This is a genomic window from Psychrobacter sp. (assembly GCF_030454045.1).
Taxonomy (GTDB): domain Bacteria; phylum Pseudomonadota; class Gammaproteobacteria; order Pseudomonadales; family Moraxellaceae; genus Psychrobacter.
In genome coordinates this window covers 1-15,245 of record NZ_JAKDJE010000015.1, presented here as the reverse complement: position 1 = coordinate 15,245, position 15,245 = coordinate 1, and the positions used below count along the sequence as shown (strand labels likewise).

6 protein-coding genes and 1 tRNA gene are annotated in these 15,245 nt (G+C 42.3%); 4 read left to right on the top strand and 3 right to left on the bottom strand.

Annotated features, from left to right (window positions below; all coding sequences use genetic code 11):
* Positions 1–80 precede the first annotated feature (80 nt).
* From recD to L0G63_RS04580, 3 genes are all read right to left on the bottom strand, one after another.
* Complete coding sequence (gene recD / locus L0G63_RS04590) at positions 81–2,276, bottom strand: exodeoxyribonuclease V subunit alpha (protein ID WP_301449591.1); 2,196 nt, start codon at positions 2,274–2,276, stop codon at positions 81–83.
* 73 nt (positions 2,277–2,349) lie between these two features.
* A complete protein-coding gene (locus L0G63_RS04585; protein ID WP_301449571.1) occupies positions 2,350–6,861 on the bottom strand; it encodes a UvrD-helicase domain-containing protein in 4,512 nt (1,503 codons plus the stop codon).
* 72 nt (positions 6,862–6,933) lie between these two features.
* A complete protein-coding gene (locus L0G63_RS04580; protein ID WP_301449570.1) occupies positions 6,934–11,445 on the bottom strand; it encodes an exodeoxyribonuclease V subunit gamma in 4,512 nt (1,503 codons plus the stop codon).
* Between the two features lie 405 nt (positions 11,446–11,850).
* Between L0G63_RS04580 and L0G63_RS04575 the strand changes: the two genes are divergently transcribed.
* From L0G63_RS04575 to L0G63_RS04560, 4 genes are all read left to right on the top strand, one after another.
* A complete protein-coding gene (locus L0G63_RS04575) occupies positions 11,851–12,351 on the top strand; it encodes a hypothetical protein (protein WP_301449569.1) in 501 nt (166 codons plus the stop codon).
* A 73-nt stretch (positions 12,352–12,424) separates the two neighbouring features.
* Entirely contained in the window at positions 12,425–13,258 is an 834-nt protein-coding gene (locus L0G63_RS04570; protein ID WP_301449568.1) for a hypothetical protein, read from the top strand.
* Positions 13,259–13,328: 70 nt separating this feature from the next.
* Positions 13,329–13,404 (top strand) — tRNA-Arg (locus tag L0G63_RS04565).
* Between the two features lie 212 nt (positions 13,405–13,616).
* Entirely contained in the window at positions 13,617–15,089 is a 1,473-nt protein-coding gene (locus L0G63_RS04560) for a tyrosine-type recombinase/integrase (RefSeq protein WP_301449567.1), read from the top strand.
* Positions 15,090–15,245 lie beyond the last annotated feature (156 nt).

Genomic DNA, 15,245 nt, shown 5'->3' with positions numbered 1-15,245 from the left:
TTAGTATTTAATAACATCTTAGTTCAAAAAAGCATCCAAATAGGATGCTTTTTTTGTGCTCAGAGTAACAATTATGAATACTAAAACTGCAAACTTAAACCTGTATGTCTTTCGGTCGGTGTTTGGATAGCTTTCTCAAAAGCGTGTTTTGTACTGTATATCGTCACTTGTTTTTTGGCACGAGTCACCGCTGTATAAATAAGCTCCTTGCTTAATAATCTTGCATGACTATCATCAAACGTAATTGCGACATGATCAAATTCAGATCCCTGCGACTTATGAATCGTCATAGCGTACGCAGTAGCAACCACCTCCTCGTTGAGTAGATTGACCGCAATCCCTTGGGTCTTATTTTCAAAAAACACTTCCAATTGATTTCGTTCATCTGATGTTTGTAAGCAAAAACCAATATCACCATTAAATAACCCCAATTCATAGTTATTCTGCAAAATCATAATAGGGCGACCGTGGAACCATGCATTTTGACCTAATGGAAGCTTTAGCTCAGCAAGATGCCATTGGGTGAGATAATTATTGATGTAATGATCGCCCCACTCACCATTGTGACCAGCAGTTAATACTCTGAACTCACTAAATATTTCCATCAATGATGCAATAGTGCTTTTTATTGATTCTGGCATAGATTTTTCTATCGGGTTTCTCAGTAAATTTTTAACTTTTTTTATATATGTTTTATAATTTTGGGAGACTTTTGAGACAGTTTTTTCATTGCTTAGGCTATTTTTTATCTGATTGCTTGGCACAGAGTCTACTTGCAACGTATTAACGTATTGGAAACTCAAAGCATCGTCTTGCCTTAATAATTGCCAAATAGTTTGAGGGTTCGTCTCTGCTCTATTGATTTGGGTAGCCAGCTTGCCAATACCTGAGTCCGCGCCAAATCGGCGACTCTCAGTCAGCTCTGCATGAATGGATTGTAGCAATGGTATGCGGCATAAATCCGCCAATACCGCCCCTGCATCGACTGCTGCCAACTGGTTAGCATCACCTAACAGTATGAGCCTTGCTCCTGGTTTCACTGCACTCACCAAGTAATTAGCCAACTCAACCCCTAGCATCGACGCTTCATCAACAATGATAATATCTTCGCCAAGTGGATTATCGGCATTGTAACGAGGTCTGCCCGTCCGCCCAATACCTAGCAAACGGTGAATGGTTTTGGCTTCTTGCAGCTGCAAATCAATGCCCGCTGTATCCAAAGCAGCCTGTAAAGACTCTTGCATACGCTGTGCGGCCTTACCAGTTGGTGCGGCTAGTGCTAGACTCGCACTATCCGTACTAAATCTAATATTTTCAGAACCCTCCCCTCCACTCTCTGTCGCTTGTTGCAGTGCAATAACTAACTGAGCAACGGTGTATGTTTTGCCTGTCCCTGGACCACCAGTAATGATACTAAACGCGTTGTTATTAGCGACATTAATTGCCTTTATTTGATTTTCGTGAAGACTTTCAGGTATTGTTATTGGTAAAGGATTTACTTTTTGATTCAAGATATTGTTAATATTTTTTGCCAAATTAAATTCGGCCTGCCATGCGCGATGTAGCCAAAAAGTAATGGATTCTTTTGAATCTTGGCTGTTAGTTATGCTGTAAATGATAGGTTGGTTATTATTGCTTAGGCTATTTTCTTCACTGCTACTATTGGTGTTAGCATTAACCTCAGCAAATAAAGCATGCTTATTAACTAGGTTCATGAAAAAAGTAAGATCGGTATTTTTCAGTAGCTGAAATACCGTCACAATCGTATCAAAACGCTTGTTTAGCATGTCCTTTTCATGATTACTCAGCGCCAACTGCATCCATAGCTGATCCCGCTTATCAAATAATGTGTTTAGCAATACAAATATCGATGTTTCGGCGGTAGATTGATCTTCTGGTTGAGTATTTGATTTGGTATCTATGAGCGCAAAGATTGGCATTGCTAGCATCTCTAATAACTGTTGCTGCCAAGTGTATAATGTGACCGACTCATTATTGATTTCACCTTGCAATACCGCTTCATTCTCAGAGGACTCAATGGTCAATACGGTATGCCCCTCTTCCAAATGAGTCGCTAACATCATGAACAATGCGTTAAATAAATAATCGTCTTCTTTCTTATCGGCCTGTTTGCTCTCATTATTCGCTTTTGCATACGTTGCGTCGTACGCTATACGCGTTTGCCCACGGCGTAGCAAAATATAATCACTGATACTACTGGCCCAGCTTTCTTGCAATCCAATTACTGTACTGCTTTTATTATTATTGCTCATGATATATTTGTCTCTATTTTGACCTGTTTGATCTTTTTAGAATCTTTGATTAATGATAGTCGTTAGGTATGATCTACTAATCAGGCACACCAAATAGCGCATCTAAAGCTTTGATAAAATCGACTGGAATATCCCAAGTCACGAGTCCATAAAGACCGTTATGTGGTAATTCGCTCGTTTTAATAGCCTCTTGTGATACGGTAGCAGCTGCTTGAGCGTTAGGGTTATATACCCCTCGTAAAAAGACATATTCTACCGCCCCTAAATACTTAGCCTCATTGCCTACATAATCAGTGATTCTCATTGAAAGAAATCGATGCAGCGCTACTTGGTAAATTGCTGCCTGCAGCCAATATCCTGCTTTGGACATGGCTTTTTTGAGTGTAGTTTCATTATAATCGCCTAGGCTATTTCCTAGAAAATTACTCTTATAATCGACCACATAATACTTGCCAGCATACTCATAAACCAAGTCGATTTCACCGCGCAAGTAACGATACAAGTGCGCGCTATTTTGCGGCATAAGATGGACATGTTTGTCTGTCTCATCCGGTAGATACTGTTGAAACAGTTTACTGATATCTTCTGCTTTAAAGCGCTCTGACAATCCCATATTGAATTCTAATTCGGCAAATCGCTGATTTGCATCCAAAGCATATAAGGGTTGATTGGAGGCCAATAGCGGGGTACCCAGCACTTCTTCAATCCAAGCAATCAAGGCCTCATGCTTTGTCGTATCTATCGACTCAGAGTCAAATGAGTCACGATCTCCTTCCCCCTTTACCTGTGACCTACGGCTTTGATGTTCAGCACTGCTGTACACCAGTGGTAGTTGATAACTACTGACGGCTCTATCGATCACGCCAGACCACTGCGGTTTGTTAGTGAAGTCAATTTTTTCAAATATCTCATGCAAAAACGTACCTGCATTAGCACCCTTTATGAAAGTAAAGCGAATATCCTCTTCTGACTTGAGACTTAGCTCATTAATTTTTTCAAGAGACGTATTACTGTCAAGGCTACTATTAGGATAAGGTTCTAACGACATTGCAGCGTCTGCCATATTAATATCTATCGCATCATCAATACGCTCATCTACAACAGCCATCGCTTGTGTTGATTCGTCTAGCTGACGAGCCAAAGCCGTAAAGCTGGTCTTAGCCCAACCATGAAAATAACTCGTTTTCATGACCTCAGCAAAAGGAACATACTCAATCGCTTGTGTCGTAGGTTCGATGGTAAGCTTGGTATCTGTTGACGTTACTGTTTTAGAATAATGACTATCATAGAAATCATTAACCTTATGACCTCTGAGCATACCTACCGTGCCTTTTAGCCTATCAGGTAATTCAAATTTTGCATCTACAGAGTCAAACCAATAAAATACTGGCCTTAATTCAGGATTTGTATTCTTCTTAGGATCTCGCAACACCACATAAAGTTGTTCGCTAGCCCGCGTAAATGCCACATAACCAAGTCGGCGCAGCTCATCAAAGCCTTCTTTTGTTTCGATATCAGTATAATAGTCCTCTACCGTAGCAGAGCCTTGCAATGGTGAGAAGCGGCGCTGATTACCTATAAACTGACCCTCTGTGGATTGCTGCACTAACGCTGAAGGCGCTTGCTGGACGTTATATAAATATAGACCATACTTCTCATTATTACCTGATTTCCTACTGGCATCTCCCATACCTAGTACATAGACTATCGGAAACTCAAGTCCTTTTGACTTATGAATGGTCATGAGCTGCACGCCAGACTCTGTGGGTAGCGGATACTGCTTCGCCCAGTCACTATTGGGTGCGGCCTCTATGTGCTGCCTAAACCAAGCCAACAGCTCATGCTCACCCATGCCTACGCCATACTGTGCCAACACGTCCATCACATGACGTAAATCCATGATATATCGATCACCATTTGGATGAACGGCCAGTGCTTGCCAAACGCCTTGTGACTGTATGGGGCTTTTATCCAATAAATAGTGTAACGCCGATAAAATACCAAAATGCTGCCAACGCTGTGCGCCTTCTTTTAGATACGTAATAAAATCTTGATAGCTCTTTTTATGTTCTCTATTTTGAACATCGCTACTATTTGGATTGATACTATTAAGTCTGTCGTCACTCTCAGCCACGCCTGACTCATGATCTGTCATCATAGCTTGGACATCTTTGATGCTCAGACCGTACAGATGGCTGGTCAACACTCGATTGATCATGTCATGGCGATACGGATAGAGCATGGCACTAAGTAGCGCTGCGACATCTTCTGCCATAATCGTCTCGAAGATACTGACATCACTGGTAGTCAAGGTTGGTACGCCCAGTTTTACCAGCTCGTCTTCAACCTGCTTTAAATCTTTTTTGGTTCGTGCCAGCACACCGATGTCACTGGGCTGAATCGGCCTATCTTTTAATGTTTGACCACTGCTGAGCAAGCTAGCAATATGACGAGCGGTGATTTCATACTCATCATAATCAAGCTCACCATCTTTACCATTAGGCAGGTGCAATACACTCACTGGCTGAGCAGAAAGCACGTCTGTCACCAAGCTACTATCTTTTGCGTCTGAATCCCTAAACCAAGATAGTTTACTCTTGGCTTCCTCACCTTCTTTTTCTTTCCTAGCTCTCGTATGCTGGTAATAAATATCACTGCCCAACTGTGCCAGCTTGTTTTCAGCAGTCGTTGCTGTCGGCATACCAAACCAGCAGTTTAGTGCATGAATCACACCTGCATTTGAGCGACGGTTGGTGTTGAGCGTCCAAATGGTACTTTTGTCAAACTGCCCTTTCATATAATTATAGTTGGTCACGTCACCGCCACGGAACCCATAGATCGCCTGCTTCGGATCACCAACCAGTAGCAAAAACTCATGGCTGGATTTTTTGGTGGTGGATTGCTTGTCATTATCCGACTGTTTGCGTTTACGCTTTGGCAAATAAATGCTCTCGATCATAATGGCCTGCTCGCCATTGATATCTTGCGACTCATCAATTAATGCAATGGGGTAATGGTGACGTATATAACGTGCTAGCTTATCGCCTTGCCGACCTGTTAATGCTTGGTTCAAGCGCACCATCTGTAGACTAAAGGTGGTCTCCCCTCGCTCCTCTAAGATAACGGGCAACCTATTACGTACCGCAAGTACAATATGACGGTTAAGGTTGGCTAGGATAGTGATTATGTATTCATCCAACTTTTTGCTTTGTTCGATATATCGTTTGAAATCACGAACAATCTGTAACTCGTTAAATATTAAATTAATTCTTTTACCGTCTTGTGGTACACGGAACTGATTACCAATATTGTCAGTTTTTAGAAAAGCTTGAATCAATCTTTCTGGATATTTACTTGAGCATATAACCCTATATGCAGCTGCGCCAAAATCTTCTAATGCTTGAATAATTTTAGGCCATGACTCTCTATTGTTTTGCAACTGTCCTTTTAGAACTTCATAATACTCACCGTCAGGTTTGAAGAAAATATCAAGCTCATCGCTGCGTTCAATAATAGTATTTATAAGCCGCTCGTAACCCTCAAATGAAAAGTCACTCACAACAATCTCATCAATCGGCGCAGAAATAAAGTTCAGCGAGCGAGAAACGAATTTTTTATGATCACCTACTGCTGTCAGCTTACCTTGCTGATCCATAAGCGCATACAGTTTGGGCTGTTCGTGATGTAAGCGGCTTTGAAACTGGCGCAGCTCATCATGAATAATACTGTCCGTAACCTGCTCGATACTGCTGTCTTCAATGATTGCCATGCCTTGCTGATGACCGGTTTCACTACTGTACTCGGTCAGCCACTTTTGCGCCAAGCTATCGAGCGTCCCGACAAACAGCTTATCCAACGTGGTTAATACTAATGCGGTACGCCGGATCGCCTCCGCCATCGGATAGCTATACACATGATCTAATAGATAACCGACTAAATGTAGGTTAATGGGATCGTCCATAATAGCGTTTAAGCGTGCATGTTTGGCTTGCTCTTTTAACCAATCTTCACGCGCTTTTTTTACCTGTGCGCGCTTTTTCCTAGTCACCTGCTGAGCATGTTTATGGTCATGGTCAATAACTTGATTGAACTCATCAACGTCTGTCTGAGCAATTGGTTCGATACTGGAATCACTGTTTTCTAGTTTATCCTTGTTGTTATTGTTATCGTCACTATCAGGCAGTACCTGCAATAGGTTGGGATATAAGCGGTCTTTATTACTGGCATCTACGCTTAAGTTATTGACCCATTGTAGCAACTGATAAAAATCCACCAGACGATCGTGAATACGCTGACGCATCTCGGCAGCGGCGGCTCGCGTAAAAGTCGTGGCAATAATTTGTTCCGGCGCACGCCGCGCCTCAATCAGTAGGCGCAGTACAATGCCTGTCAGCGTCCACGTTTTACCTGTACCTGCTGAGGCTTCGATAAGGTGTCGACCCGTTAATGCAACTGCAACCGCTGGTGCTATTTCTTCTTTTTCCTCAACTATAGCCCCTGAGTCACCCGAAACATCTGGATGATCGTCAGATAAATTTGGTTGTACAGTAGATTCAATAATATCGGTTGTGTCAGTAAAATCTGTCATATAAGCGCATACTTTTAATTATTATCTATAAAATCTAGAGGATAAAAAGAAAACTAAAAACAACTGCTATAGCTAATTGTCTAACCCATCTAATGCGGTAAACATCGGCCTATACAGTGGTTGCGCCAAGGTGGTCAACGCTGCTGATAAGGCTCTAAAGGCATCTTGATCACGCAGTACATATTGCCAAATGGCATGCTGCGAGCAAGTATCGTATACCGTGTCTGAGTTATAATTAGGTCTTAGCCAATCTGAGAAGTCTGCTCGTTTTGGCCAATAATTGCTATTTTCATTATCATCTGCTTGCGATTTTGAGCACTTAGCCAGATAATTGAGCGCATACTCAGGCAGTAATGTGATGGGGGTTTGACCCGATAGATTGCCAAAAATCGCCCACTTTACTAGTTCTATCAATGCATCCTCATAGACGATTGGGCTTAGCTTAAATGCGATGAAATTTTTGTAGGCATCTACTTTTGAGCTGGATTTATTAAAGCGCCAAATACTCATGCCATCATTTGCTGCCACTTGCTCAGCCGTGGTGCATCTGGCTATTTGCCAGTATAGATGGGACAACCAAAACTTAAGGAGATGTTTTGGACTGGCAGAATTGGGCAGTATATTTAACCACTGCTTAGGTGATTGCTCGGCATAGGTCATGCCTGCCTGAATATGAGCGTTTTTATCATTGTTATCTGATGATACTGATATTGGTGATAGCCTTGGCGTCAAAAGCGGCACTAGGCCTTTTATTTTGATAGATTTTGGCAGTAATGTAAGCCATGCGTCTGTGTCTATTTGACTGTTTGCGTCGTTATTTACACGATTAAGTATAGCTGCCAGCTCTATCTGAATGGGGTGCTCTGCGGTGGGTGTCAGTAAATGCAAAGCTGTCATATCCTCTGTTCTACTTATATTAGGTACGACACATTCACCAAAACCATTAGTAATCAACTGCTCTTCAAACTCTAGGCACTGCTGCTGTAATTGTTGTTGTTGATTGGGCAACGTGGTTTGGCGCGCCACCCCTGCTGGTATAATTTTTTGATACATCAACGTTGAGCTATCTTGCTGGACCGTATTGTCAGTACGCTTATTGGCGGCCAGCTCTTTAATCAAATGATCTTTAATCTGATAAGTTGTCAGGTGATCCAAAAACAATGGCTCTTGATGCGCCATCGCTTCCTCACCTTGTACCACATGCACTTTTTGAGACCGTAAAAACGCTTTGGCAGGATGGCGCACTTGATACACCAGCATACCCTCAATATCTATCTCGCCAATATTAAATACGGTATCACGCATCATTCGGGTGAGCGCCTGAGTCCTATCGCTCATATCATTAGCAGCAGTAGAAGTATCGAGTCCCAGCATATTGGCTAATGTAGACACGATTTGATGATTTACGTTCCCCATTTCACCCAAGCGATGACCCAGCATTTGAGCAATGGCTTCGTACTGTGTTTTTGTGGGTAAGCCAATCAGTTGTGGATGCTCGCTAGATCTTCTTTTCTGTAGTGTCTCAAACACAGCCTGCCATAGCGGCGCTGGAGGAAATTGTTTTTTCTGAGCCAGCTTGGTTTTGCGCATGGCTTTATTTAGCAACCTATCTAGCTCATCGGCTACAGCAGTATCAAGGTTACTATCGCTAACATCATCAGACGTATTGCTTGGATCAACATTGATATTGGACGTATCAGCCTTTTGCTCAGAAGCTCCTTCAATATCTGCTTCAAACAAGCTCTTGTGAAAAGGTAGTGCTGGATGCTCAGTGACCAGCCATTGCTTTATGAGCTTTGGTAAATAACGCTTAAAGCTTTCTGCCGTTGAATCAATACTTTCAGGCAAAGTATCAAGCGAGTTGACCTGCCACTGCACCTCACCTTGTAAGAACTGTAATAGTTCACTCACAGGATTCGCTGGTAGATGCTCGTGAGTGTCAGTCAAGCTTTGACCATTGTAGAATATCCAGCATGCACTACGCGCACATAGTAGCGCATCCAAAAATGCCCCATTATCATCGTCCTCGCTGACTCTATCACCGCGCCGTGAATTGGTCGCTTTCATCAAATCATATCGGTTGTCTCGGTCGCGTCCAGGAAACTCAGAGAGATCCATATTGAGCATGACCACCAGCTCAAAAGGGACGTTCCGTAGTGCACCAAATCGACCAAAAGTAATCACACCAGTCGGCTCAGCACTGACTTGCTGGCTTTCAAGCTCAGCTTCGATACTGTCTAGCATAAAGCTCAGCTTTAGCGGTAATTGCTCGACCCCTGCCAGCCTTTGCTCCACCTCTACCCTACTGCTATCACCACTAGAGTATTGTCTATAATGACGATTGGCACGTAAGCTCGATTTAAAGCCATTCATCGCATTATAGATAGCGCGCATCGTACGCGTTTGATCGACATCGCCAAAGTATCGATGGATAACTTGGGTCTCAATCTGATCTAGCCAATCTTCCGCCTTCATTTTTTGTGTATGGTCATCACGCCTTGCCACCAAACCAGCATAGATACGACAAAGCGCTTCTACAATCATGGCATCATTTAGACTCACTTGCGCGAGTGGTAAGCTCATCTCAGGTACAGCTGTACTTGGCCATTCATCTTCATGCAAAGGGTATAAACAATCACTCAGACCCGCCTCTGGCATAATTAAACCCAAAGTCAGTCTGTCTAACGCTTGTGCGAAGCTAAAGCGATAATCATAGTCATTGACGTCTAGGGTCTGCTTTAGATGCAGCTCGTCAAACCCGCGGATAAATCCAGCTTCCACCAACAAATCACAACCACGGCTCATTTGCTCATGGGTCAACCCAAAACTCTCAAATAAGGGTGGCAGCATCAGCCAATCTAAAACCTCAGCCGCTTCAAAACGAGCGCTATGACTGCCAAGCAGCTTATAAAACCCAATAATCGCTTCCCATAACTGGCGAATATCGGCATCGACAACACCAGTCACCTTCGCAGGCAAGGTCAGGCCATCTTGTCCCCTACCATTGACGAAAATAGAGCTAATTAGCGCATGATGACGCTCAACATCAGGTAGCAACACCACAATGTCTGATATATGGCGTTTTTTTTCACCAGATTTGATGGGCTCATTGAGCCAGCGTCCAATCATAATGCGCAGTACTTCAAGTTGGCGCTGTAAATTATGACAAGAATGAATGCTTAGGCTATTATCTTGAGAAGAGATAGCCCAAAAACGGTCTTTTTCAAAGTGCTTATTCTCTAGCACATCATCGTCGTACCATGACGTTTCTTGCTCAAAATCCAATGCTATTTGGTTGCTGACGGCCTCTGAGACTTTTGCGGCTGTCGCTTGTTGGGTTGATTGCTCGTCAAGCATCAACACATCGTTTTGCAAACGGCGCAATAAACTTGGGCCGTTTTCTGCTGCTTGCAACCTATCATCGTCATCACTGTTACTGGCACTGCCATCGATGACGCTACCAGTTTCATCATCAAACCTATCACTAAAGTTATCTTGCCACTCCACCAGCGCCTCTTGGTATTGCTCATTACCTGACAAATTGGCCAACATAGCAAAAGTATCACGAGACTGTTTGCCTAAACGCGACAGTAAACTGTGCCCGTAATCACGTAAAAACACGCTTTGGGGATTAATAATCTGCTGACGCTGTAGCCACGCTTTATCAACAATATCTGCCCAAAATAACTTTGAGGGATTGTAGTGTAGTAACGTGATGTCCATATATTTTGACAAGCGCTGCAAAAAATCAAGCTCAGTCTGTGGCAATTGCTGAATAGTAAAAATACGCAGCACTGTCGGCAACTGCTCACGTTCATTTGCTTTATCATCTTCTAAGGCTGACCAAAAGGTATCCTCAATGGCCACACGGTGCTGATGTACATCCGCAAATAAATGCGACCACAAAAAGCGCTGCGCAATCTCAAGCTCTACATAGTGCGCCACTAGCCACTCAGGCGTACCGCGTGCATACTGATCAAAACGTAGGGACAACGCATCTTTATCTGCGATTAGCTTGTCTACATCAAGTGGCTTGTTATCCGACCATAGCGCCAGCCAATCCTCACGATGAGTCAAGTAACGGTTAAACACCCTTGCCAAATCACTTGCCAGCTGCCAAATGCGCGCGTCTTGTTGCGCCTTATCTTGCTTGACCCCTTCTTGCGGCTCGTCAATCAAAGATGCCAACAATGGGTTCACAGGATGCGTGTCATCATTGACAATCAATGCTTGATAGTAAGTTAGGTAGCCGAACAGTCGCCACTGCATCACCGTTGGCGATAGCACGGCAACTTCAGGTACATTCAAGGTTGCTGCTTCAGGATTAACCTCTAACAAATAGGCATTATGGCGAGTTAGCACATCCTGCATGAGTGTCCACTGATACTGACCCCAAAATTTGGTACGTACCAATGTACTGATGCCAGCACGGCTAGCAATGGTTTTATCCAACCAATCGCCCAATACCATTGACGGTACAATAACAATAAAAGGTTCAAAAATGTTCTGACTCTTTGACTGATATTGCACCAGTAGCTGGTCAACGAGATTTTCGGTACGATGTGACTGAATGATAGTAAACATAGACAATAATCTGATTAGAATAAGCGTAAGCGCTGAGGGCTACTGTTGGTTACAGCTAACCTGTCAATCACTACGCTTGTAATAAAAGTGTCACAGAAAGTAGCAATGAAGCCCGAATTGATACTCATCAATACATCTTTGGCAGTCGTCACTGTAATACATTTCTGCTAGCATTATATGATGTACAATACGCTTTCATAAGCCACGTATATGCTCTGTCAGTGTGCCACTGATGTTCGATGTTTACCAGTATAGATATCAGTATTATACTATCTTGCGACATCTAATGTCGTTTTGTAGCACTGCTCATAATTATGATAATAAAATATACATTGCCGCTCTTTTAAGTTATTTTCTATACCTTATCTAGACCTAATATCCATTATCACGAGATGATTTAACATTATGCCTTTGCGTCCTATTGATGCCATCTTTGTTCATCCGAAACAACGTTTATACGTTGTTTACTATCGTGGTGAGCTATGGCAATTACCGCGTATGAAAATCGATGATAAATCATGGCAAAACAGACGTCCTTATACTGACGACAGTGGTTCGCTTTATCTCAGCATTCACCAAGCCATTAGCGATCCTGTGTTGGCACAAAAATTACGTACATTAGATTTGCCTATTGCAGTGCGTGGTAGCACCTTATCGCGTTTTGAAGCGTGGTGGGAGGCGCATGGGTTTAAATGGCTAAAAGACAAGCTTATGATCGGTCAGTCGCCTTTGGCTGCACATCAAGCGACAGCTTATACAAAAGCGATTGATAGCCAGCCTGCATCGCCCGGTAATAACCGTACTGAGAATAAAACCCCAGCGTCTATGCCTTCTTTTGTGAATACAGATGTGTTTGCAGAGATGCTGACAGAGTTAACCAATGAAGTACTCGATCAAAAGCTTTGACGCAAGCCATATATCACCTATAGTGTCTTATGTAAATTTTGAACTGAATCCATTAATAAAAGAGCGGTAATACATGAAAGACTACAAGCTGCTACTGGCTGGGCTAATTTTATTGCTGCTAGCAATTTTTATCGCTCTGATTGCATGGTTGTGGACCCACAATCGTAAAAGTATAGATCCGCTACCTATCATGGCAAGTGAGAATGAATCTGCCGCTGCCAAAGGCGATAAGACTGCCAAAACTGTGCCTGATAGCATCCTGTATGTCCGTGCAGCAAAAAGCCTGCAAGTGCCATTAGACGATATCATTGTCAGTTTTGAATCTCGTTATCCTCATATTCAAGTGTTAGCAAGCTATGTGCCGCCAAACACACTTTTAACCTTATCAAATAAAGATATTGCTGTGAACAACGACAGCGACGCCGCTTTTAATACAGACATCATTATCGCAAATGATAGGCTATCAACAGAACGTCTCGCGCCACTACAAGCAAAGCTGACAGCGTCTCAACACCAAGATAACCAGAGTAAGGTAAACGCCAATACAGTTATTACAGAGGATGAAACCGATAGCGAAAATACTGATAGTGAAAATGCTAATAGTGAACAGGCAACTGCCGAGAACGATAATAAAGAGGCACGTACACTAACCTCCTTCAATTATGCCTTGAAAGATAAGCAAGAACTCGAAGGCGTTATTTTGACAGACCGTACGGTTGCCGTTAGTTTTCGCAACTTCTTACTCTCAAGTACGGGCCAAGGTATTTTAGAGAAATACGATTATTATAATATTAATGGTTATGAGAATAGCGTAAACGACTTGTTTCAACCAACATCACGGGCAAAAAAGGCATCAGGCGATAATCCAGTAGATGTCGCTGATGCTCTTAGCAATGGAGATAAATGACAAATTGCCTCTATTTGTCTTTTGTTGATTGCTTTTATGACTGCTTTTTCCTACAATGTCACCCCATAATGCGCCTATAGCTCAACAGGATAGAGCAGTTGCCTCCTAAGCGATCGATCGGGGTTCGAGTCCCTGTGGGCGCACCAACCATTGTATTTATACGTAACCTCGCATTACCTCAATCCTTTTAAACTCCTATTATACCTAGTTATCAGTCTTTATTAAACACTTGTCATTACCTACTAGCACCTCTACAATGTTGTTAAATGAGTTGTTAAATAATATGCAACGTCATTTTTTGTTGTTAATTATGCAGTGAGGTTGTTGTTAAACCTCCCAACACCTTGAGGTATAAGCCATGACGAGAAAACAAAACTACCGGTTAACTGACGCTGGCGCGAAAGCAATTGCTAAACAGTCCACACCTACCAAAGTTACACGCCATGGTGATGGCAACAATTTATATCTGATACAACATCCAAATGGCTCGTTATTTTGGCAGATGACTTATCGCTATCAATCTGACAAAGACCTTAAGCCAAAGCAAAAAACCTATCAAATAGGAATCTACAAGCCAGCTAAACAAGCCATTGATTCTACATTTAAACCAGAAGTGTCACTAAAAGAAGCAAGGCTAGCACGTGATAAAGCTCAGGCACTGCTCAGTGATGGCGTTGACCCAACTGCACATAAGAACCATGAGAAAAATGACTTTGAGCAAAAAGATCTATTTAGAGTCATTGCCAAAAGTTATATTAATGAGAAATCCAGCACGACGCCTAAGAATATTCAAAAGCTTCATAACTATCTAGATAAACATATCGCACCGCATATTGGTGACTACCCCATTGCCTCTATCACGGCTCAAGACGTCATCAAAACTGGACTAGCCATCCAAACTTACTTTGAAGAACGAGGCAAGTGGACGACCGATACGTCACACAAGTGCATTGCTCTGATTAGCTCTGTTTTTGAATATGCTATTAATACTTTGGGCTACGACATCATTAATATCGCTTATGGTCGTAATAAAGCATTAAGACCTCATAAAGCTGAGCGTATGAAAGCGATTGAGCAGCACCAATTCCCTGAGCTACTACGCAATATTGATCAATACGGTGCAGACAATCCAAATGCGCATCAACAGACTATCGCTGGCATGCAACTGATGACATTGTGTTTTGTCAGAACGAAAGAGCTAAGGTTTTTTGAGTGGTCAGAGATTGATTATCATAAAAATGTTTGGCGTATCCCAGCACATAAAATGAAAATGCGGCAAGATCACATTATCCCCTTGTCACCACAGGCAATGGCCATTATCGAGCGTATGCGACCTTTGACAGAAAAGACTGGTTACGTATTTTATAACTTTGAGCGTAGCAAACCGTACAGCGATGTATGGTTCAATCAGGCATTAAAACGTATGGGCTACACGGGCGACCCTTACCCTAAAATGACAGGCCATGGCTTTAGGCAGCTTGCCAGCACAGGACTATACGAGTTGCAGTTTAGTCAAAACCTTATAGAAATACAGCTAGCCCACCTTGAGCAGTCCAGTGTAAAAAAACGTTATGACTTGTCAGCCCATCTAGCAGAACGGCAAATGATGATGAACCAGTGGGCAAATCATTTAGATGACCTTCGAGCTGGCAAGGCTGTTAATTTTGACTTAATGACGCCAGATGAAATTACTAAAAAAATGCGTAGTCGTGATGAGCAAGCGGTCGATATAGCTTTGCATGATAAAGATGTTTTAATAAAAAGCTTACAAGCACAAGGTGTGTCGCCTGATCTATTAATACAGATCGTTAAACAAATTAAATCAAACTAATTACAGCTTTCCTACATGTCAAAATAATATTAAATTAAAGTTATACGTCCCTGATAAATTTACCAGCTACTAGAATTCTACATGCTTTGTCACGCAATCACATATAGTCAATCCTACTTAAAAATGTTATAAAATAATTAACAAATTCAATTGTTA

Bases quoted from the DNA above. Each gene is read 5' to 3' on its own strand.
- L0G63_RS04580 (WP_301449570.1), bottom strand. From the start codon at position 11,445: ATGTTTACTATCATTCAGTCACATCGTACCGAAAATCTCGTTGACCAG.
- L0G63_RS04585 (WP_301449571.1), bottom strand. From the start codon at position 6,861: ATGACAGATTTTACTGACACAACCGATATTATTGAATCTACTGTACAA.
- L0G63_RS04570 (WP_301449568.1), top strand. From the start codon at position 12,425: ATGAAAGACTACAAGCTGCTACTGGCTGGGCTAATTTTATTGCTGCTA.
- L0G63_RS04575 (WP_301449569.1), top strand. From the start codon at position 11,851: ATGCCTTTGCGTCCTATTGATGCCATCTTTGTTCATCCGAAACAACGT.
- L0G63_RS04560 (WP_301449567.1), top strand. From the start codon at position 13,617: ATGACGAGAAAACAAAACTACCGGTTAACTGACGCTGGCGCGAAAGCA.